Annotated in this window: 17 protein-coding genes; 4 read left to right on the forward strand and 13 right to left on the reverse strand. The window is 42.2% G+C overall.

The features are described from left to right. Positions 1 to 44 precede the first annotated feature (44 nt). From I2I33_RS14080 to I2I33_RS14100, 5 genes are all read right to left on the reverse strand, one after another. On the reverse strand, positions 45 to 953 hold the full coding sequence (locus I2I33_RS14080) for a hypothetical protein (protein ID WP_087420331.1): 909 nt from the start codon (positions 951 to 953) through the stop codon (positions 45 to 47). 45 nt (positions 954 to 998) lie between these two features. Beyond that, positions 999 to 1904, reverse strand: coding sequence for an anti-sigma factor family protein (locus tag I2I33_RS14085; protein ID WP_087420332.1), 906 nt, complete (start codon positions 1902 to 1904; stop codon positions 999 to 1001). Between the two features lie 12 nt (positions 1905 to 1916). Continuing rightward, entirely contained in the window at positions 1917 to 2402 is a 486-nt protein-coding gene (locus I2I33_RS14090; protein WP_087420333.1) for an RNA polymerase sigma factor, read from the reverse strand. Continuing rightward, positions 2395 to 3606, reverse strand: coding sequence for a hypothetical protein (locus I2I33_RS14095; RefSeq protein WP_087420334.1), 1212 nt, complete (start codon positions 3604 to 3606; stop codon positions 2395 to 2397). The genes I2I33_RS14090 and I2I33_RS14095 overlap by 8 nt, the downstream gene beginning before the upstream one ends. A 162-nt stretch (positions 3607 to 3768) precedes the next feature. Then, on the reverse strand, positions 3769 to 4701 hold the full coding sequence (locus I2I33_RS14100) for a YitT family protein (RefSeq protein WP_087420335.1): 933 nt from the start codon (positions 4699 to 4701) through the stop codon (positions 3769 to 3771). 188 nt (positions 4702 to 4889) lie between these two features. On the opposite strand from I2I33_RS14100, the gene I2I33_RS14105 reads away from it, so the two are divergent. Then, the gene (locus I2I33_RS14105) at positions 4890 to 5474 is read left to right on the forward strand and encodes a TetR/AcrR family transcriptional regulator (protein ID WP_087420336.1); all 585 of its coding nucleotides are present in this window, start codon (positions 4890 to 4892) and stop codon (positions 5472 to 5474) included. Positions 5475 to 5492: 18 nt separating this feature from the next. After that, complete coding sequence (locus tag I2I33_RS14110; protein ID WP_087420337.1) at positions 5493 to 6446, forward strand: 3-oxoacyl-ACP synthase III family protein; 954 nt, start codon at positions 5493 to 5495, stop codon at positions 6444 to 6446. Between the two features lie 60 nt (positions 6447 to 6506). On the opposite strand, the gene I2I33_RS14115 is transcribed toward I2I33_RS14110, so the two are convergent. Together I2I33_RS14115 and I2I33_RS14120 are read right to left on the reverse strand one after the other, a co-directional pair. Beyond that, positions 6507 to 7130, reverse strand: coding sequence for a TetR/AcrR family transcriptional regulator (locus I2I33_RS14115; RefSeq protein WP_087420338.1), 624 nt, complete (start codon positions 7128 to 7130; stop codon positions 6507 to 6509). Between the two features lie 4 nt (positions 7131 to 7134). Beyond that, positions 7135 to 11334 carry an acyl-CoA dehydratase activase-related protein gene (locus tag I2I33_RS14120; RefSeq protein ID WP_087420339.1) on the reverse strand — a complete coding sequence of 1400 codons (4200 nt, stop codon included), beginning with the start codon at positions 11332 to 11334 and terminating at the stop codon, positions 7135 to 7137. A 265-nt stretch (positions 11335 to 11599) separates the two neighbouring features. Between I2I33_RS14120 and mnmE the strand changes: the two genes are divergently transcribed. Both mnmE and I2I33_RS14130 read left to right on the forward strand, forming a co-directional pair. Further along, the gene (gene mnmE / locus I2I33_RS14125; protein WP_087420340.1) at positions 11600 to 12994 is read left to right on the forward strand and encodes a tRNA uridine-5-carboxymethylaminomethyl(34) synthesis GTPase MnmE; all 1395 of its coding nucleotides are present in this window, start codon (positions 11600 to 11602) and stop codon (positions 12992 to 12994) included. A 188-nt stretch (positions 12995 to 13182) separates the two neighbouring features. After that, entirely contained in the window at positions 13183 to 14214 is a 1032-nt protein-coding gene (locus I2I33_RS14130; protein ID WP_195666822.1) for a site-specific integrase, read from the forward strand. Positions 14215 to 14380: 166 nt separating this feature from the next. Here I2I33_RS14130 and I2I33_RS14135 read toward each other — a convergent pair whose 3' ends face one another. From I2I33_RS14135 to I2I33_RS14160, 6 genes are read right to left on the reverse strand one after another with little or no spacing between them, the layout of a single operon-like run. After that, complete coding sequence (locus I2I33_RS14135; protein WP_025279483.1) at positions 14381 to 15397, reverse strand: helix-turn-helix domain-containing protein; 1017 nt, start codon at positions 15395 to 15397, stop codon at positions 14381 to 14383. Next, the gene (locus I2I33_RS14140) at positions 15397 to 16578 is read right to left on the reverse strand and encodes a YhcG family protein (protein ID WP_055167424.1); all 1182 of its coding nucleotides are present in this window, start codon (positions 16576 to 16578) and stop codon (positions 15397 to 15399) included. The genes I2I33_RS14135 and I2I33_RS14140 overlap by 1 nt, the downstream gene beginning before the upstream one ends. A gap of 26 nt (positions 16579 to 16604) precedes the next feature. Beyond that, complete coding sequence (locus I2I33_RS14145) at positions 16605 to 17177, reverse strand: hypothetical protein (protein WP_025279481.1); 573 nt, start codon at positions 17175 to 17177, stop codon at positions 16605 to 16607. A 3-nt stretch (positions 17178 to 17180) separates the two neighbouring features. Further along, positions 17181 to 19343 (reverse strand): AAA family ATPase, encoded by a 2163-nt coding sequence (locus I2I33_RS14150; RefSeq protein ID WP_025279480.1) that lies wholly within the window; start codon positions 19341 to 19343, stop codon positions 17181 to 17183. Further along, positions 19340 to 19573 (reverse strand): hypothetical protein, encoded by a 234-nt coding sequence (locus tag I2I33_RS14155; protein WP_038534399.1) that lies wholly within the window; start codon positions 19571 to 19573, stop codon positions 19340 to 19342. Before I2I33_RS14155 ends, I2I33_RS14150 begins: the two co-directional genes overlap by 4 nt. A 2-nt stretch (positions 19574 to 19575) precedes the next feature. Further along, the gene (locus I2I33_RS14160; protein ID WP_055167422.1) at positions 19576 to 21849 is read right to left on the reverse strand and encodes a DEAD/DEAH box helicase family protein; all 2274 of its coding nucleotides are present in this window, start codon (positions 21847 to 21849) and stop codon (positions 19576 to 19578) included. Between the last annotated feature and the right edge of the window lies 1 nt (position 21850).

Here is a 21850-nt window from a genome sequence, read left to right on the forward strand (position 1 = left end):
GTTAAAGAGGTTTCCTCGTGCGACCTAATCTAAAATCTAAATTATTAAATCGTTATCCCGAACCCTACCGCAAAAGGTCGCAACTCCGGTGCCCGGTTCTTGTTAAACATATTGGTCAACGAGTAGTTTCCCCAGATACACACGCCACGGTAACCAACCCGGAGCGTGTAATCAACTTTAAAAGGAACCATCCCATAACTCCCGTTCTCTTTCAATTTACGTTTATTTCCCTTTTCACTCGTGTAAACGACTTTTGTCTTAGAGTGCAGGCGAATTCCCCCGATGAACCCAGTGGAGACATAAAACCTTTTCCAATGTGGAGCTGGGATTTGTTTTTCCAACATCAAAGGTATCGTTAAATAAAGAGCTTTGAAAGTACTCCGTTTCACCTCCTCGATTCCCAAGTCAGACAATGGCACAGCGTGAAGCATCTCGCCTTTCTTGCGGCGGACAGTTATATCACCGTCAAAACACAGGCGGGAGTAGTCAAGACCGAATCCCGTGAATATACCGAAACGCTGCCGGGGACTCAACCCGAAACTAAACCTGGCAAAGTTGAAGTGCATCGTGAACGAACTCGCCCAATCCAACTCCATGAAATTATCGCCGCCATACTTGGAATAATTGGTTTTCCCGAAGTTCACGAACCCGAAATAGAACCCGTTCCAATGCCCGCGGAACTTGTTAGGACGAGGCACCTTACCGGAAAGAGCATTGAACACCCTAGAATCTAGAGGAGGTTTGACCATGTTGTTTATCCTTTCTTCCTCGCTTTCCCGCACCGTGTTGTCCCAGATAATCATTTCTGTTTCCTTGCCGAGGGTGTCGATGACCTGCCCTTTCTTGCGAATGGTGTCCTTCCGCCAGCCGTCGTTGACAATCACGCTATCCCGTTGCCCCGCGGCAGACAGTCCCCACACCATCAAAATGATAAAAGCTGCTATTATTCTCATAACCTTATTTTTATTTCTTACATGACGTTTAAGTTTCCCGATTAGTTACAAGCTCTCTATATCTTTTTTCTCTTTAGCCCGGAGACGTTCCAGCACGTTCTTTCCCACATCAATCAAATTATTCACGATGTTATCTGACTTTCCCGACGGGGTTATCAATTGAAACACGGGTTTTCGTTGTTCTTTCACCGATGCCCGAAATTGAAGTCCCTCGTACGGGGAAGTCAGAATCTCGTTCGGTTGCGGAGCCATGATCTCCACGGGAACTTTCAGTTGCTTTTTCAATTCGATAACATCCGGCGGGATCACCCGTTCCACGACCACGACTGTCTCTCCAGCCTCTGCCTCCCGTTTCATAAACTGCTCCCTCTCAATCTCCGGTTCCATTATTGCCTCCGGTTCCGGTACCCCCGGTAACAAGATTGTCTCCGTCTTAACCACGGTCACGGGTAAATCCTCCATGGAAAATTCTTCTTTTTTCGTGGAATAAATAGCCACCACGATCCCCAAGGCCACTACCGCAGCGATAGCCGCATAGCGTTTGACGAAAAGTACCGCCCCGGACTTACGATACACCCCTGCTTTCCCCTCGAATCGACATGTCGGGTCAGGCTTTACTTTAATCTTGGCACACGTTTCAACTTCCCGTTCAAACACATCTTTATCAACATTCTCGTCCACCCACACCTGTTCTTCATCCGTGATAACACCCTCGGCAACAGTAATGGCATAATATTCAATTTCCCTTTCCCATACCGTTCGTTTTATCTCTTCTTTTTTACCGAAAACTTCCGCGGGAACTTCCAGCCGCACCTCGTCCATCCCGTCAAGTAACTCCCGCAAGTCGGGGTGAACCAGCAAGAATGCCTCCACCTCTGCCTGTTCTCTCGCCGACAAATTCCCATCCATGTACTCCATGAAATAAATCTCGTAATTCTCTCTCGTTATCATATCTCCTCCCGCTTAAACAACCACATCCGGCCTGCGGATGTAGGCTTTCATAAATGCTCTCGCCCGAAAGATGTACACTTTCACCTGCGATTCGTTCAACCCCGTGATCCCGGCAATCTCCCCGTAAGAATACGCCTCGTAGTCCCGTAGGAGAATCACCGTTTTCTGCACCGGGGGCAATTTTTCTAAGGCCATATTCAATATTTCTTGTAACCCCGTGTATTCCTCCCGCACCTCCCCGGCCCGGTCTGCCACGGTCTCGATATCCCCAAACTTCGTTTCCCGCCGTAAGACGTCAATCATCCTGCGATACGCCGTGCTGAAAAGAAAAGACTTTGCCTTATCATAAGCGATATGCCCCACTTCCTCCCAAAGTTTCATGAAACTATCCTGCACGACATCTTCCGCCATCTCCTTCGACTTGCACATTTTAAGGATAAAACGATACACACCATCGGAGAAATGGTCCACGGCCCGGTTATACTCGGTTCTAGTCATTCTGTTTTACCTTGGTCCATAACTCGACACGTTTCACGTCACGCCAACGCACGTAAACAACTTCTCCCCCCGCCCGGAAGACCAATACCCCGTCATTCGCCGCTGTCACATCACACATCGTCCCCAACACCAGCTCGGTTCCCCCCAACAACTTAACCCACGTGTATTTATAGTTCTTAGGTTCTATCTCCCGCACGTACTTGAAAGGTACACGGTAAGATATATTCCCGTTCTGCCCGTCCAGTAATTCGAAATCCATGGCCTCGTCGAGATCATACACCAGCACCCCTTCCAGCGATAGTCCATCCCGTGTTTCCACCCTCCCGGACAAACGTTCGGGTGCAGCAAAATCATTGTAAACAGGAAGATTCAATTGATCGAGAGGGATGGAACGAAACAGTTTGAAGTCATGCCACCCCACGATCACCTGCCCGACAGACGGCAGGTTGATGGCTATTCCCCGGTTCGTGGCGTTCACGTCGTTCTCTCCCCACATATAAAGTTCCCTGCCACTATGAAGGGTTACCAAGGAAGAATTTCCCAGCGACTTGATACTCGCTATATTCTTGAATGCCACGGAAACTCCGCTGGATTCCGTCCGCCCGTCGAGTAACGCATCCTGTGAATTCTCGTCCAGATCCCATTGGACAAGCCCCTTGTACATCCCGTAAGGTGTTTCCACGATACCCGCAATGGGACGATCTTTCGGCCCGGGGATCGTGTCAGGTGCGGCAGAAAAAACGATCTCGCTGATATGGTCCCATACCACGCTTTCCGTCTTTCCATCCCGCAGTTCCACGGCAATCCAGTTACCGATGGCAAGCGACCGCCCCCGCTCGAGTTCAGTGACATTTCCCCCTTTCACACCCAATTCAATCCGCCTATCACCGATCACCCGAATCGATCGAATATTCCCGAAACGACAAGAGAATTCATGCTCCGGCGGGGTATCTCTCCGCCCATCACTGAAACGAACGTTATCGCCCATAATATCCCGATACCGCATATACGGGTTACCTATCTTTCCCGCGGTGAAAATGTCTGTCCAGTAAAGGTTTTTCCCCCACGTGATGTACCCGCAGATTTTACGATTCATCACCGTAGTCACTTCCCCGTAAATCCGAATTGCCCGACTATTCTGCGCAGACCCGTTAGTCACGCAGGCACAACAGATTAAGCACCCAGTTATCCATGTTTTTAACATACCACTATTTTTGTTTATTAATGGGACGAATGAATCAGGCGAAAAGTTACAAAACGAATGAAGAATAGAAAACAATTTAAATTAAAATCCGGCTCAACAAAAGAGATTACCCCATGTTAAGCCGGATTTAAAATAATTATATTACGAAATAATATTCTTGATTCATTCCGCATCCAACCGCTTGAATCCTTTCCCTAGAATCTGGTTAGCGTCGAATATCGTCACGAAAGCATTCGGATCAATCTTGTAAATGGCCTGTTGCAAGGTTGCCATTTGCCGACGGTTGACCATAGTCATGATCATCTCCTTCTCCGAACGGTTATACATCCCCTGTATCGGCACGATGGAACCACCACGATGCAAGTCATTCAATATATACGCACGAATCTCCTCGATCTTGTCGGAGATAATAAAGAAACTCTTCTCGGCATTGAACCCTTGCAGGATCATATCAATCGTTTTACCCATGAGGAAAATGGAAAGCCATGAATACATCGGCACCTTCCAGTCCTGAAACATGAGGAAACCGAAGATCACGATACATGAATCGACCATCATCTGCAACTGTCCCAACGGGCGATGAGTCCACTTGTGGAGGATATTCGACAACACGTCGGTTCCTCCGCTTGATGCGCGACTTTTCATGATCATCCCCACACCGACACCCATGACAACACCACCAAAAATACACGCCAATAACACCTCATCACCCAGCTTGAAAGGATCGAGCGCCACCAAAGGATCCGTGGGAATCGGCTCACCCATCAATGTCAACAGAATCGCGGGCAAGCTATCAGAGAAAACAGCGACAAGGATGAAACAAATAAACGTTTTCACCCCAAAACCGGAACCCAGTACCCGCAGGCCCAACAAACTCAACGGCAGGTTGAAACACAGGGCAGCCATACCGATCGGGAATCCCCACTTGTGCTGAAGAACGATCGTGATACCATAAATTCCCCCCGGGACAATCTTGTAAGGCGCCATAAAACAACTATACCCCAGAGCCAGCACAAAAGCCCCCCCGACGAGTAACGCATACGTCCGGAACCACTCACGGGTAAACGGTTTCTCTTTTAAAAGTATATTCACCATCTCATCTGATTTAAATTCGGCCGCGAATATACACCTCCCCCATCTCACGAAACATGACAAAAGTCATATTTCCGGAGGAAAATGTTTTAATTCGTTATTTAACATTTCAGAATTACCCGTGGCATTAATTTTGTTCGCACGAGAATATTAATTATAATTGCACACTTTTTCCAAATTGTGAAATTAAAATGAGAACAACCCTACTGATTACAAAAGAAAAAATTATCAGCGTGGCACAAAAATTGTTCATTGAAACAAGTTTTTATCGGACTACAATGAAGGATATTGCCCGTGCCGCTAAAGTCAGCCGGCGCACACTATATACTCATTTTAACAGTAAGGAAGATATTTTTAACCACATCGTGGATCAAAAAATAGAATTAATAGAACAAAAACTCGAACAGGCAGTCAGAACGGCCTTGCCAGCCGACAAACGGTTGAAGTTATATATCAAGGAACGATTCAATTTAATCGCGGAACTTATGGGCGGCAGCCAACCAATCAAGGAAACTTTTTTACACAATAACAGTAAGATTGAAATACTACGGGAGAATATAGACAGGCAGGAAATCGAACTTCTATATTCGATTCTTCGGGATGGGGCCGATACGGGAATCTTCTCGATCAAACAACCCCGGCGCTTGGCTAATTCCCTACAATCCGTCTTTAAAAGCTTGGAATTCGGTTTTATACGCCAATACGAACATCAACCACGACCACAAGTGATTAACGAGTATATTAACATATTATTTCACGGTATAATTAAGAAATAAACTAACACACACTATTATATGGAATTATATATCAACGCCTTCGCCCATTATCTCCCGGACGACCGAGTACCAAACTCCTACTTCAAGGACGTGAACGGTCTGGACGACGAGTGGATTCGTACTCGTACCGGAATAAGCACCCGGAGCAAGGCAGGCGAAAACGAGAACACGAATACCATGGCCCTGGAGGCCGTTAAACGCCTGAATGAAAAACTACCCTTCCCCATAGAGGAAGTTGACTTGATCGTGGCAGCCACTTACTCGCCTCACGACACGGTAGCCACGGCAGCACACATGATACAACGCCATTTCAAAGCACGAGCCGCACGCTGTCTCACCGTTTCGGCAGCCTGTTCCTCGTTTATCAATGCCATGGAAATCGTTGAAGGGTATTTTGCCATGAACAAGGCAACGAAAGCAATCGTCGTGGCATCCGAGCATAACACGGAATACAGCAACGAGACGTGTCCGCAAAGCGGTCATCTATGGGGTGACGGGTCTGTGGCTATTGCCATCTCCACTATGCCGGAAGGAGAAAAAGCCGCCCGCATACTTAATATATTCACCCGCGGACTTGGCCACATCGGTAAAGCAGACACTGCCGTATATTTACGCCCACATCACGGGGGGATTGGAATGCCGGAAGGACGTGACGTGTTTATCAATGCCTGCCATTACATGATCGAAGGCTTAAATGCTGTAACCAACAGCCAAGGTATAAAACTGACAGACTTGAAATTCATCGCATCACACCAAGCGAACAAGCGAATCATGGCTACCGTTGCACGCCAGATCGATTTCCCGGAAGATCATATGCTGTCGAACATTGAAGAGGTAGGTAACACGGGATGTCCCAGTTGCGCCATCGCCTTATCGCAAAACCTTGACCGGATCGACCATGACGACCTCGTGGCTCTCTCCGTATTCGGGGGTGGATACTCTTGCGGGGCTGTATTATTACAATTTTTATAAGCAAATACAGGATTAAAAATAATGAAGGAGTGGCAAAAAATTTCTGCCACTCCTTCATCTTCAATCCACACGTAATAAATTATCCATCTGCATGACGATATAAGGTTTCCAACGGGCAAACATCTCTTCAAAAGACTCCCCTTTTTCAAGAAAAAGAGATGCACAAAGGTCTTTCATCACGAAAGGCATGATCAACAAGCTATAAAACGTGAAAAAGACAAAACGTAGAGGTACAGGCTTCAGTCGCCCGGAATCCATCTCATCTTGCAAACTTCGCGCTATCTCTAGAAAATTCCGTTCCAATCGTAAATCGGCAAGCGTGTTGATCAAATGATTAACATCCCGGTTCGATTCTCTCATCACGAACAACGGCAAACGCGGGTTTTCACTAAATACCTCAAAATAAGCATCAATGACACCCCCTACACGCTCCGTAACAGTTTTTTCCTTCTGCAAGACAATATCCTGTATTTTGGGGAGCAGAAACAGCACGATCTCCCCGAAAACAGCCTGAAACATCCGCTCCTTCGTCCGAAAATAATAATGCAACCCCGGACGGTTAATACCCACCTTCGCCGCAATGTCACTCATGCTGGTCTCGGCAAAGCCGTTTTCTATAAATTGTTGTTTAGCTACCTCTATAATCTTTGTTTCCAGATTCTCATTATTAACAGATTCCGTCATGACACTATTCCTTTAAATTATCTATAAATAACAAAACGCGATTAGTTATATTCACATCACTAACACCACTATCAAAATCTAAAGATAGTAAATTAATATCCGGGAAGAAACTTTTTACACGTTTTTCAATACCTTTAGCCACTATATGGTTGGCTATACAACCGAAAGGTTGTAGTCCCAACACGTTTTTTACCCCCTGTCGGGCATAAGACATCACCTCGGCAGGCAACAGCCACCCCTCGCCAAACTGGGCGTTCAGGGAAACGACCTTTCGGGCATCCTCCGCCTCTTCAAAAATATCCCCGAAAGGAATAAAATAGCGGAAACGCCCGGCAATCCGGTTTACCCGGTCTATTTGTTTCTTCACCGTCTTATAACCCAAATCATACACGAATTCGGGTAACTGCCTTTTTTCCATGTACGACTCCACCTTCACTTTCCGGTTCACGAAACTCTGCATGAAGAAACCGGTAATCATGGGCGGCACTACCTCTATCCCACGTTCTATTAACCACCCCGTTATATTCTTGTGAGAAAAAGGATTAAACTTCAGAAAGATCTCGCCAACAATACCAACCTTAGGACGAGTCTCATCCTTACAGATTCGATCAAAGTCTGCAGCGGCCATGGAAAGACAACGGAACAATTCCTTTGAACGACTTTCCAAGATTAACTTTTCCGCCTTTTCCAGATACATATCTCTCAAGCGAGCTGCCTCCCCACTCTCTTTCTCCCGCACAACAGATGCGTGATAAAACTTAGAGATACAATCGCTATAAAGAACAGCACGTAAAGCTATGGGTAACATCTTCAACCAGTTTATCCGGAATCCCGGTTGCACGTTCTCGATCGAGCTACCCAGGGAAAACGAGATAACAGGCACATCCGTGTAACCCGCATCAACCAACGCTTTTTTGATCAAAGATATATAATTGCTCGCCCGGCATTGTCCTCCCGTCTGGGTGATCGCCACGGCCGTCCGGGAGGGATCATATTGCCCACTCTTAAAGGCCTTGATAATATCCCCCACGATCAACGTTGCCGGGTAACAGACCTCGTTATTGGCGTATTTCAGCCCCCATTCACAAGACTCGGTATTACTGAGAGGCAAGTTCTCCACGTCATACCCCGCCACACGCATCACCGCCGGAATCAATGGCGACAGGAACGGAGTAAAGAACGGAATCAAAATCTTTCGGTCTCGATATGTCTCGTCATAAACGGGAACGGTGGCAAACTCCCTAATCTGTTGTTCTTGTTTCTTGTCCTCGTTAGCAAGTTTCAAACTCTCAACCAATGAACGTACCCTCAACTTCATCGATCCCACGTTATTAATATCATCAAGCTTCAACAAGGTGAGTGACTTACCATGACGCATTAACAGCTCGCCAACCTCGTCCACGAGAAAAGCATCAGGCCCACAACCGAACGAGGTCATCTCCACGAACTGGATATTTCTACCCTGCCCGGCACACCACCGGGCCGCTTTCAGAATACGATCGGGATATGCCCATTGCGCCACGAAATGCACGTCATGAATGGGAATATCCTTATCGCGGACTATATCATCCGTGATCACGTGAATACCCATGTCTGAAAGCATATCGGAAACCTTATGCTGAATCAACGGATCGGTATGATACGGGCGACCAGCTAGCAATATCGTTAAGGCCCCCGCCTGCCCCGCATCACGCAAGACTTGCTCGTTATACCCGATCAACTCGTTCATGAAAGTCTCCTGCTCCTTCAAGGCTACCGCGAAAGCCTTCTTCACGGAATGAATGTCTACCCCTACCTGCTCCAAATACTCACGACACTGTTTAAACAGTAGTTCCTTATCTTTGAAATTAATTGCCGGAGCATCAACCGGTATTCCCTCTGCCTGTACACTCTTCACGACCTCCGAGTACCCCGTCACGATAGGACAATTGTAACTATTCTGCTCTTTTTCCTGTTTCTCGAAAACCACGAAAGGCATAAACACCCGGTCTACCTTTCGATCAATTAAATCCTGCACGTGGCTATGTACCAGTTTCGCCGGGAAACAAATATTATCCGACATAACCATGCGAGCATGACGTTCATACTGCTGAAAATTCGAGGGATCGGATAAACACACCCGTATACCGCACGATGTAAATAACGTATGCCAGAACGGGAATTCCTCGTACATATTCAAACAGCGTGGTATACCAATCGTAAGTAATGGATGGTCAACCCGTACATCACGATGGAATAGCAACTCGTTTTTCCGGAGATAAACATTTACTCCCTTCACTTTATTGTTCTCACCATTCGTGAAGACCTTCTCACACCTGTTCCCAGAATAATAGTTTTTTCCATTACCAAAGCAATAGCGCACCACGGAACAAGTGTTGTCACATCCTTTACAATGTAACACGCTTGACGTGTAACGAGCTTGGGTAATCATCTCGTCAAGAGAGATAGGTTTTCCCGGATGTTGCATCGCATACAAGGCACACCCGAAAGCCCCCATCAGTTCCGGAATATTACACCGGGTAACTTCCGTACCCGTGAGTAATTCCAACGTACGTACCACCGCATCATTTCGCATGGTCCCACCCTGCACAACGATATTTTTACCTAGAACCGACACATTCTTTAATTTCAGTACTTTGTACAAACAATTCTTCACGACGGAATAAGCCAATCCTGCAGCAATATCATCCACCGTTGCTCCTTCCCGGAGTACCTGTTTGACTTTCGAGTTCATGAAAACGGTACATCGTGTCCCCAGATCACTCGGTGAGGACGCACGACAGGCTGCCATAGAAAAATCGTGAGCCGTGTATCCCAACGTGTGGGCAAATGTCTCGATAAACGAACCACACCCGGAAGAACAAGCCTCGTTGATCTCAATCCGGTCAATCACCCCGTCATTGACGAAGATAGCCTTCATATCCTGTCCCCCGATGTCAAGAATAAAAGATACATCCTTATTCAAGTAACGAGCGGCCATATAATGTGCGATCGTCTCGATAATCCCAGCATGGAGCTGGAATGCCGATCGAATCAAGTCCTCCCCGTACCCCGTGGAGCAACTTCCCCTTACCCGGAGAATAGCTCCCCTTTTCTCACATTCCTTTCTCAACCCGTCCAACCCCTCTTCCACCGCTTTTATCGGGTTTCCCCCGTTTATTTTATAATAAGAATACAGTAGTCTGGCATGAATATCCGTCACCACGATCTTCGTCGTGGTAGAACCGGAGTCTATACCCACGAATACTTCATGCTCTCCCGCCGTCAAGCATGACTTCCGCACCTGATTCCTAGAAATTCTCTCCTGCCACATTCTGTACTCTTCCGCATTGGTAAATACCGGCTCCAGACTTCCCCTCACATTTCCCGAAAAATCAAACTCTCGATCAATCCTCGAAATCAGTGTTGACAACTTACATGTGTGATCATCGCCCTCTCGATATAATGCCGCACCAAACGCCGGGAGTAACGTCCCGTTATCCGGTAAAATCACGTCCCTCTCGTCAAGAGACAAATATTCAATAAAAGCCTTCCGCAAAGCTGGAATAAACGTCAACGGACCGCCACAGAATAACACGGGCGTTTCTATATCATACCCATGAGCCAGCGTAATCACCGTCTGCACTGCCACGGCATGAAAGATCGAGGCCGCAATATCTTCCCGGCTGACATTCCGTGCCACCAAGTTCTGAATATCCGTTTTACAGAACACTCCGCAGCGGGAGGCAATCGGGTACACCCGGGTAGCATTTAGGGCAAGCCGATTCAACTCCTCGACATTCACCCCCAGAATCACCGCCATTTGATCAATGAACGCTCCTGTTCCCCCGGCACAATTACCATTCATACGCAAATCAATCGCCTCAGCATCCTTGAAAAAAACAACCTTTGCATCTTCTCCACCAATATCAATCATGGACCCCACGTGCGGATACCCCTGTTGTATGGCCTTTGTTGCTGCCACAACTTCCTGCACGAAAGGCAAAGAACATTTTTCCGAAATCCCCATACCAATTGAACCTGTAATCTTCACGGAAATATCCGCATCACCCAGCAAAGAGAACAACTCTCTCAAGAAATGAATTATTGTTTCCTTTGCCTTGGCATGATGCCGCTCATACTTTGAGAACAAAATCTTATCATACTCATCAACTACCACTAACTTGGCTGTCGTTGAACCTATATCAATACCCATTCTAATCATTGCCTACACGTTTTACATATACGTTTTACACTATTGTCAAACACAAATATAAAACAAGTTTCAATAGCGTAATCACGTGAAAATTAGAATTATATTATTTTAACAACCATTTTAAAGGCAGGATAAGTACAACCACATCTACTTCGCAATTATTTTATCTAATCACTCGTACAGCATGACGATTCTTTTCTTTCTATATCGCTAGCACGTAAAGACCCTATCGAATTTCAACAAAAAGATATACCTTTGCACGAAAGAAATTATCATGAATGATCAGACTGTAATATGTGCTATTGCCACTGCTCCCGGGATGGGTGCTATCGCCGTGATTCGCCTGTCAGGAAAAGGATGTATTGAAATTTGTGATCGGGTGTTTGTTTCCCCTTCTGGGAAAAAATTGACAGACGTTCGTCCGAATACGATTCACTTCGGGAAACTCAACGACGGGAAAGAGCTGATCGACGAGGTTCTGATTTCCGTATTTCATGCTCCCCATTCTTTTACCGGGGAAGACTCGATCGAAATTTCCTGTCACGGTTCCGTGTACATACAGCAACGTATATTACAGCTATTAATCTCTTCCGGGGCACGGCTTGCCGCTCCCGGGGAATTTACTCAACGAGCTTTTTTAAACGGCAAAATGGATCTTTCCCAAGCGGAAGCCGTTGCAGATCTGATCGCCTCATCCTCCGCAGCAGCCCATAGCATGGCATTAAGCCAGATGCGAGGCGGATTCTCGGACGAACTGATGAAACTGCGAATGGAATTGTTACATATCACCTCTCTACTCGAACTCGAACTGGATTTTTCGGAAGAGGACGTGGAGTTTGCAGACCGATCGGAACTACAGGGCATTGCAGTTGGCATTGATACATTAATTTCTCGCCTATGCGCCTCCTTCTCCCTCGGCAACGTGATCAAAAACGGAATTCCGGTAGCCATCGTCGGTAACACCAACGTGGGGAAAAGTACCCTACTCAACGCTCTGCTAAAAGAGGATCGTGCCATCGTCTCTGATATAGAAGGCACGACCCGCGACGTGATCGAAGATACGATTAACCTTCAGGGAATCACGTTCCGATTTATCGACACGGCAGGCATCCGCCACACTGATGACCGAGTAGAAAATATGGGAATCGAACGTACTTTTTCAAAAATTGAACAAGCCCGTGTCGTGTTATTTTTAATCGATACTACCAAAGACACGGAACAATTCCTTCCCTATTATACCCAAGTGAAAGAACATCTCGGACCTGATGCCCGCTTGTTAATTCTACTCAACAAGACGGATCAAATAGATTCTGCCGATATTATCTTGTCACAAATCACGTCTCTATCTTCCGGAGAAAAGATTCTCCCGATTGCTGCAAAGACAGGCTATAACATCAATCACTTGGTAGACGAGTTAGTTTCCACGATCAACATAAATGCTCTTCATTCAGGGGATGTTATCGTCAGCAACGCCCGTCATTACGAAGCTCTCTCCCATGCCCGCCTAGCTATCGAGCGAGTCATCACCGGACTGGATTCCCATCTTAGTGGTGAGTTTGTATCACAAGACATTCGGGAATGCCTACATTATCTTGGTGAAATCACGGGACAAATCACAACGGATGAGGTATTGGGAAATATATTTAAGAATTTTTGCATCGGAAAATAAAGTAGGTAAATACTAAAACAAAATACATATAAAATGGGTGTAATTAATGATAGATAATAGCTAACTAATCAATGCTTTAGGCGTTATAAAATTCAGTCTTAATTTTTTCATCGATTATACCCGTTTTATTATTTTTTTGTTGTTATTTTGTTGCTCGTATCGAAAACAGCAACAAAAGCAACAAAATTATGGGAAATTCAAAAGAACCAATAAGGCTCAGACAGAGAAAGACCGCTTCGGGGAATATCACGTTATACCTCGATATCTACCTGAACGGGAAAAGGTCTTATGAATACTTGAAACTTTACCTTATCCCCGAGACGAATAGGAAAGACAAGGAAAAGAACCGACAGACGCTTCAACTCGCCGAGGCGATAAAAGCCAAACGGGTTGTTGAACTTCAAAACGGGGAATACGGTTTCAACGCAGCCTACAAACTTGAAACAAACTTTCTTGACTATTACCGGGCGATGTGCGAGAAACGTCATGGCAACCCTGAGAGCCGGGGGAATTGGGGAAATTGGTATAGCTGCCTCAAACACCTTGAACGGTATTGCAAGCCTAACACAACATTCAAGGATATAACACCCGAATGGATTATCGGCTTCCGTGAATACCTTGACAAAACCGCCCGTTGCCGGGACAAACGCAAAATCATCACAACGGAAGAAGTGACAAAGCCACTTTCACAGAACAGCAAGGTCAGTTATTTCAATAAACTCCGTGCCTGTATTAATCAGGCGTTTGAAGACAGGATAATACCACACAACCCGCTTCGCGGCGTTGAAGGGTTCAAACAAGCTGAAACGGAAAGAAGCTATCTAACTTTGGAGGAAGTCAAGGCAATGGCTGCTGCCCATTGCAAATATCCAGCCTTGAAAAACGCTTTCATGTTCTCGTGCCTGACAGGTCTTCGCAAATCAGACATTGAGAAACTCCGTTGGCGTGAAGTTCAGCAGCAAGGAGATTTTACCCGGATAATCTTCAAGCAGAAAAAGACGGGCGGGCAGGAATACCTTGACATCAATAAACAGGCGGTTCAATACATGGGAGTTCGCCGTGAACCTGATGAACGGGTTTTTGTCGGTTTCAAATATAGCGCATATATGATAGCTGAGTTGAGGATGTGGGCAAACAGGGCAGGAATAACGAAAGACATCACGTTCCATTCAGGAAGACATATCGCCCCGCCTTACTCATTGAGAACAAGAAACTTATAAAGATTGTCGGCTTCATAGGTAACGACTTAGAAACGAGCGTATTGCTCTTTTCTGTCTCATTTTGCATTATTGATAAGAACGCTTTTTGTATTGCAAATATAAGATTTATTTTTGGACTTCAGTTTGTCACCTGACAAAAAAAACAGGTTATTAACCATGAAATTTTTTAATGCTCATTCTGATAAATTTTTATAATGAAATCAATCGTTGACTCTTTGTAAATAGATGGTACACCATTCGGGACTATTCCATCCTTACCATATTGTTCTTCTTGTTTCTTATTCCTAAAATTATATATAGAATAGTCTGGATTACTCTTGATATTATTTTCGTTTATGATTCTCCATACATTATTTGAACTGATATTTGCTTTAGCTTTAATTGCATCTGCCAATTCTTTTGCAGATAGTGGATATTCTTTTAATCTATTTACTCGTTCTTTCTTTATTACCTCAACAGTATCAATCGGTTGAACTTCTCCAACCAGTTTTAAAGTTGGTGCTCCTTCTTTTTCATTGAATGACCCTTCTTTTATCCAATTTATGCCTTTAATTAATTTATCATCAACGACAAGAATTTGAGAATTATTCTTTGAAATAGCTCCCTTGTCTAAATCTAATATAGCAGCATTTTGAGGCCCCGATTTTCCTATTTTTGAAATTAAATCCATCCATTGTGAATTTTGTCTTTCTATTCTATGATTTATTATATCCTCTAATTCAGCATATTGAATTTTTTGAGTCCGTCCACCATATCTAAAATATATTTCACCGTTTCTTATCTCTCCCTCATCTTTTTTACAAATTATAGGCTTGATTTTGGCTTCTTCAATAAAGAAAAATCCAAAATTCATACCTTGTATTTCAACAACATCATGTTTCCATACGATATTCCCTGAAAATAAATCCAATAAAAAACCTGATATTTTTTCAGGATCAATTTTGTCAAATTGTTCACTTGATTTATCATTTAATCCTATAAGTTCTCGTTTTGGTCTATCCTTTACGCCAAAGATAAGCCATCCTCCTTTATTATTTGCAAATGCCGCGAAATCACGAAAATACTCAGACAAGCCTGCAAAGTTAAATGACTCTTTAAATTCTAAAGTTTGACTTTCTCTATGATATAAACTACCATCTTTCCTTAAACTAAGTAGATTTTTTATTTCATCTAGCAACATCATTATAGAATCTTTTTTAATTCTTCAATATCAGGTAGAGCTTTACGCAATTTTTCAGGCATGTCTGCAGAAGTAGTGTATGTGGCTACGCCCATAGGTTTGTTGTAGTCTTGAATGATATATTCTACATATTCTTTATCAGCCTCCTTGCAGAGTACAATTCCGATTGTAGGATTTTCATGAGGCTTTTTTATGTGGTCGTCAAGAATACGTAGGTAAGCCATCAGTTGGCCTAGGTATCCAGGCTTAAAAGCACCTGTCTTCAATTCCACACAAACCATTGCATTCAACTCTCTATTAAAGAAAAGTAAATCTGGAAAATGCTCTATGCCATACACTTCTAAGTGGTATTGATTTCCAATAAATGCAAAATCATGGCCAAAAGTCATAATAAAACGCTTAATGTTCTGTACAATCTGCTGTTCTACTACACGCTCATCTATATCGGCATTGTCACGTTCTCCAATTTCTTCCACATTGATAAAATCAAGCGCATATTCATCTTTGAACATCATCACCGCCTTTCTAGCTTCTCTTGCATTGAGAATAGTTCTTGTAAAGTTGTTTGGCAAAGATTTTTGGGTTTGATAAGCCTTATTTTCCATTAACCCCATAAGTGAATCTACAGAAAGATGTTCCTGCGCACAACGCTTTATATAATAGTAGCGTTCTTGTAAATCCTTTGTTTTGCTTAATATTCTCGAATGATGAGTAAAAGGAACAGCAAGAAATTCTGTCGCCGGAAAATCTGCTGTATTCGGAATGGCCATAGCATGATATATATCAATTGCAGCTGTTCCGGTAATCGGAATTACCGAATCTGCTTCATGTTCTAATTCGGTAATTGCAATTACCGAATTAGTATTTGCTGAGTTACAGGAACCATTATCCAGCATAATCCACGCCTCATAAAATTGTCGCATTTTTTTAAGGCTTTCTGCTGAGAAACCGCGTAGTCCTGGCAGTGTTTTTCTAAGATATTTACTTATACTATCAAGCGCTCCTGTACCCCATTTCCCTTTTCGTGAGTTTTGCGAAACATATTTACCAATACTAAAATAAACAGCCAATTGTATGCGATTTTCTCCTTTCAAGGCTTCATATTGTCCTTGGAGAATCGCAGTCTTAATAGTTTCCGCTGCTTCTGCATACATAGCAGAAATATTATTATATTCTTGGATCATGCTCTGCCTATTTAAGTATTTGCCTATTAAAGCTCCTCTGGTAAATCATCATCATTTGACGCTGAAGAAGTTTGAGTATTCATCATATCCAAGAATACTCTGAGAAATGATGATTCTTTAAAGAAAAAGTCTGGATTATCTTCCATTTTTTCTTTTATAAAATCGAATCCCCAATTTGCGTATCCTTCCATTTTGTCCATAAGAAGATCTACAGCTTTTCTAGCTGTCATTTCGCCTTTGTCAAGGGCAATGAAATCAATGTCTGTACGAGCGATGAGTGCCGCAAACATATATTCTCTCAGACGAGGATAAGGAATTCGACCATTCCTAGCCTCTTGATTTCCCCAGTTGCAGATGGCCCAACCAAATTTTTTGCGTTTAGCTTTATCTTCTACTAACGGTTTTTCTTGATTGTAATATAAACCGATAAAAAAAGCAATGATGAACACTTCATAACCAGCACCAAAAATTTTACCTCTGGCCTCTCCCCACTGTGTTATGCCTTTTCCATAATCACTAAAGACACTGATAATTGCGTCTTCGTATTTCTTTTCCCATTCGGGGTCACGTTTACCCCATAATTCGTATAAAGACTCCATTAACTATCTAATTTTTGTTACCTTTGTTCTGATTGTTGACAAATCACTTGCATTAAAATTTTCTGCTTTTTTGATACGGTAGACAGAGCAAGAAAGCTTATTAATGTCATCTTGGCGAATTTCGCCATCGGATATAAAATCCTTTGTAACTATTATACATTGTTTTTTTATATTGTCAATAACATTATAAAAGTCCTGTTCTTTAGCTTCCCCAAAAGACGAAGTTGCCGCATCGAAAATAAGAGGGTAATCTTCATCGCGCTTTTGATGTGTGAAATCTGATATAGCAAACAAAACTGATATATATTTAATGGTCTCCTGTGAACCTGAAGGATTCTTTATTTCAGTCTTATTTGAACTATATAGCTTTATGACAGTATTTCCGTCGGCCATTTTTATAAGCCGAACTAGTCCATGGAAATCTTTTGCACTAAGTTTTTCCATATAGACATTAGCTCTATCTTCCAATTCGTGCAAGAATTGGTTCAAGTTAAGTTCTTTGGCATTTCTAAAAGCTATGGCAATGGCCTTTAATGTGCGATTAACGTCACGACATACACGAACCATACTATTCCCAGGATCAAGTTCTTCATATTTATTGTTGACTTCCTCATACTGCTTTTCCAAACCCTCAAGTTCCTGTTTAAGCTGAACAAGGCGATTACCTGCGCGTTCTTTTTGCTCAAACAGTCCCTTTATATCTTTAAAATCTTTTTCAAGTACAGCTTCTGAAACATTTCCTGCCTGTATCAGCAAACGGGCTTTTTCGTCCTTAACCTCTTGAACATCCTCTTCCAGTTTCTTGATTTTTGCAGAAATAGTTTCATTGAGTTCTAGCCGTTCTTTAATTTCATTGGCAATACCTACAATCCTTTGTTCGTTAGTTCCTCCTAACGATATACTCATATTGTGAATTTCTTCTATATAAGAATTGCAAAACAATTGTTTTTGTTCAATCTTTTTCTTCTCCTCTTCATCTTTTGCCTTTTGTTCAAGATGTCGTTTGAACTCATTAAGTTTGTTGACCATAAAATCATATTCGGGACTTCCCTTATGTGCTGGACGACCACAAACCTTGCATACTTCATCATGTATCATCTCCTCCATAGTTTCTTGATCCGGGAGATACCAAGGTAATGCGGTTGCTCCGTTTGTGAGTGTTCCCAATATTTCTTTTTGAACTTCAAGTCGCCCGAGTTCTTTGGCTCGTATTTCTATGAAATCTTTCTCTTGCTTTCTCTTTTCCTTGGAGAGCATAGAGCTTTTCTCTTTAAATTCCTTAAGTATATTAGGGAACAGACATAGAATCCACATTTTATCCAACAGACTTGTATTCAAATTTACGCTGGCAAGCAAACCTCTGTGCCTATTAAGTTCTGTTTCTTTATTTTTTTCACGTTCAGATATTGTCTTGTACTTTTCAGAGGCTTCTTGATGTTCTTCCAGTTCTGATAGCCTTGTAGAGTAAATGGATATGGCACTTTCTTTCTCTCGAATATCTCTCTTCTTTTCTGAAATTTCACCAGCAAGTCTACTAATTTCTACTTGAAGTCTCTTTGATTCTTCTGCAATTTTCTTATCAGACTTTGATTCTTTATCGTATTGTTTTCTAGATAGTTCATCTAAATATTCTGACAAGTCAACAAGTTCATCAAATTTACGTACATCTGAATATTTGTCAACAAGTTCCTTTAGCGCTGTAGGATTGTCAAACACATTAAGCGTGGATTCTCCTTTGAACATACTAAATCTTTGTATGAATGCATCAAAGCATCTGTCCATAAGTAATTTACCACTTACTTGCTCTCGTTCAATTCCATTAGTCTCAAATCCTCTGAAACTGAAGTTAGAAGTTCGAAAACCATTTTCAGTTCTTTCGAACAAAAAAGATTTTTCTACGCTTTTTTCTCCATTATGCTCAAATACCATTGATACACTAAGAGTGTCTGAGTCTCCTACCTCCATTTTAGATTTGCGCATCTCAGAAACATTGTCTAATGAAGCGTTTTCTTTGGATGTGTCAAGTAGCCATTTTATAGCTTCAAAAAACGTACTCTTTCCATCACCATTATCTCCGATAATCAGAGTAAGACCATCGGAAAATTCAAATATACTTTCGCCGTAATAACTGCGGAAGTTCTTTATAGTTAATTCTTTGATTATCATACCTTAGTCTGAAGATACTGATTTATTTGATTGTATATTTCTTTATTTGTCGCCCCCTCTTTATAATGATGAATGATGGTAGCGACAGAATTTATCACATAGTTGTCTGAATCCATGGCCGTATAGATGTTCTCAGGGATTTCAGATAGAGTATAACCTCCATACTTCATCAGCTGCTCATCCATAAGAACAGCGACCATCATCTTGTCTTGATTTGTAATATATGCCATATCTAAAAAATTGAAAGATTATAATATTCAAGGATATCGTCCAACTCTTGTACAGAACTATATGCATTTTCACTAAGGAGTGCAAAGTCTTTTACTCGTCTTATTTCTCCGGCTAAGAGGTTGCGTTCCATATTAAATGATTCGGCGGCAGAACTGACTTCTGGAACAACCACTAAATCATGAATATAAGCAAATTTTTTATCTTTATGTGTACGTAGTATTCTGCCACGCCTTTGAATAAATTGACGAGGATTTCCCGTACTTGCACAGAAAATTGCAAGTTCACTCCTTGGTATATCTACACCTTCATCCAAGCACTTCATAGATGTTAGAACCTCTAAATCTCCATTCGCGAAAGCAGTTAAAATTTCATCTCTGTTTGTCGAGTCCGATGTAAACTTCTTGACAGTTGTAGTTGGACTTACTTCTTGCACAATACGAGTAAATTTATCAATAATGTGATTTGAAAAATCATCATCTTGTACTATATCTATGTCATCATATATATCGGAATTATTATCGTCTGGCCTATTCCCTTCGGGAACATAAACCAATGTGTACTTCAAGTCGCCTTTTTCTACAAAACGGTCATGTATAATTGAACGAAATACTTTTTCCTTATTTATTGCCTTATGGATTATGTGTTTCCGTTTTAGCAATAATATCTTCAAAATATCATCACTTTTTTTGAAGTCTTTCCGGCTGTTATTATACATTTTTGCAAGTTTCAAAGAAATCTTCATATATTCAGCCATTTCCGCATCAGTCAAACGGACAATATGGGGATAATAGTAGTATCGGCATAAGAACCCATTATCTATAGCCTCTTGCATTGTATATTCAAATGTGAATTTGTCACTCGCTCCAAAGAATTCATATAAGCGTGCCGTTCCCGCATCGTCGAACTGCCGTTCTGGCGTTGCGGACAGTCCAATTCTGCGCAGGAAAGGAATCCCATCAAGTTTATCTAGTATTCGTCCAGATCCCATATTGTGTGCTTCATCAGCAATTAATAATAATCGCTTTTTAGGTAATGTAGCGAATTCTTTGAATACTTTATCTCTTACGAATGATGCATATGTAGATATAATTACATATGATGCATTATCTGGATCAATAGTTTCTTTAAGTTTTATGCGGTCAATTTCAGACTGCCATGATGGATATTTAGAACATACTTTTACAATGTTATTGAAATAGAACTTACGACATTCCACTTCCCATTGTTCAACAAGTGTTATAGTTGGCACAAGTATTATAGCCTTATAATACCCTGACTTGTTATAAATCTGCAACAAGCAATTTAGTGATGTTAGTGTTTTGCCAGTTCCTGTAGCCATCGCAAATAGACCTTTTTGCTTATTGTTTTTCCAATTTTCGAAAGCTTGCACTTGATAGTCACGAGGACCTGAAGAATATGGGAAATGAGGCTCTGTCTTTTCCGTATAAGCCTTTATACGTTCATCTTCAATGTGTTTAATAACATTATTTACTTTGTTTTTAGCACGTTGTAAAGCCCTTTGTACAGACAAGGGGAGATTTGAAATTGATTGGTCAGAAAGCAGTTTCGCTTCGTCTTTAAGCAAGTCATTGAGTTCTTTATCTGGAAATGCAGATAAAATATTAGTTCGTATTTCTGTGGCATCAAGATACTCAACTGTATCGTTCTTTTCAAGAAATGTTTGTAGAAAGTCATCTTCGACATCCTCTACCTTAAATTTATCAGAAGGTGAATCCCAATCACAAAAGGCTGTAATGCTTTCACAATTCTCGATAAGCGCTGTCCGTGAAAAGTTACAGCTGCCATCAAAAGCAACTTTATTTGTTGCATCAGCAAACAGTCCACATTTTGTGTGAGATATTCCATTGCTCCCTTTGGGTGATATGATTTTTATTTGTATGCGCTCATTTTTAATCAACCACGCAATACAATCAAAGAAATGTCTTCCTCTTTCTGATAAAATTTCTTTGAGAGATACAAGATCTGTTAACGGTAATGCCGGGATAATATAATGCTCATTTTTAGCTTGCAGTAAAGCATATTTATCTTGTTCAGAAAGAATATCGTTAATTATTAAACGCATTCGTCCACCATTGTATAGAAAAGTGGCAAAACCGTCGGATAGAATATTTATAGCAGATGATGAGAAAAAGCCGAGTTTTAAGTCAAACCTTGTAGCATTGCACAAACAATCGGAGAAGAAACCTATAGGTTCCCACTCTCCATGCGATTTGTATCGCCTACTATTCGGCCATTTTACATCGTTTTTTAGCATA

The organism is Butyricimonas sp. BSD2780061689_150309_C8, from assembly GCF_015560935.1.
In the GTDB taxonomy this organism is placed as follows: domain Bacteria; phylum Bacteroidota; class Bacteroidia; order Bacteroidales; family Marinifilaceae; genus Butyricimonas; species Butyricimonas paravirosa.

Coding starts and splice junctions, on each gene's coding strand:
- I2I33_RS14080 (WP_087420331.1), bottom strand. CDS start 953: ATGAGAATAATAGCAGCTTTTATCATTTTGATGGTGTGGGGACTGTCT.
- I2I33_RS14085 (WP_087420332.1), bottom strand. CDS start 1,904: ATGATAACGAGAGAGAATTACGAGATTTATTTCATGGAGTACATGGAT.
- I2I33_RS14090 (WP_087420333.1), bottom strand. CDS start 2,402: ATGACTAGAACCGAGTATAACCGGGCCGTGGACCATTTCTCCGATGGT.
- I2I33_RS14095 (WP_087420334.1), bottom strand. CDS start 3,606: ATGTTAAAAACATGGATAACTGGGTGCTTAATCTGTTGTGCCTGCGTG.
- I2I33_RS14100 (WP_087420335.1), bottom strand. CDS start 4,701: ATGGTGAATATACTTTTAAAAGAGAAACCGTTTACCCGTGAGTGGTTC.
- I2I33_RS14105 (WP_087420336.1), top strand. CDS start 4,890: ATGAGAACAACCCTACTGATTACAAAAGAAAAAATTATCAGCGTGGCA.
- I2I33_RS14110 (WP_087420337.1), top strand. CDS start 5,493: ATGGAATTATATATCAACGCCTTCGCCCATTATCTCCCGGACGACCGA.
- I2I33_RS14115 (WP_087420338.1), bottom strand. CDS start 7,130: ATGACGGAATCTGTTAATAATGAGAATCTGGAAACAAAGATTATAGAG.
- I2I33_RS14120 (WP_087420339.1), bottom strand. CDS start 11,334: ATGATTAGAATGGGTATTGATATAGGTTCAACGACAGCCAAGTTAGTG.
- mnmE (WP_087420340.1), top strand. CDS start 11,600: ATGAATGATCAGACTGTAATATGTGCTATTGCCACTGCTCCCGGGATG.
- I2I33_RS14130 (WP_195666822.1), top strand. CDS start 13,183: ATGGGAAATTCAAAAGAACCAATAAGGCTCAGACAGAGAAAGACCGCT.
- I2I33_RS14135 (WP_025279483.1), bottom strand. CDS start 15,397: ATGATGTTGCTAGATGAAATAAAAAATCTACTTAGTTTAAGGAAAGAT.
- I2I33_RS14140 (WP_055167424.1), bottom strand. CDS start 16,578: ATGATCCAAGAATATAATAATATTTCTGCTATGTATGCAGAAGCAGCG.
- I2I33_RS14145 (WP_025279481.1), bottom strand. CDS start 17,177: ATGGAGTCTTTATACGAATTATGGGGTAAACGTGACCCCGAATGGGAA.
- I2I33_RS14150 (WP_025279480.1), bottom strand. CDS start 19,343: ATGATAATCAAAGAATTAACTATAAAGAACTTCCGCAGTTATTACGGC.
- I2I33_RS14155 (WP_038534399.1), bottom strand. CDS start 19,573: ATGGCATATATTACAAATCAAGACAAGATGATGGTCGCTGTTCTTATG.
- I2I33_RS14160 (WP_055167422.1), bottom strand. CDS start 21,849: ATGCTAAAAAACGATGTAAAATGGCCGAATAGTAGGCGATACAAATCG.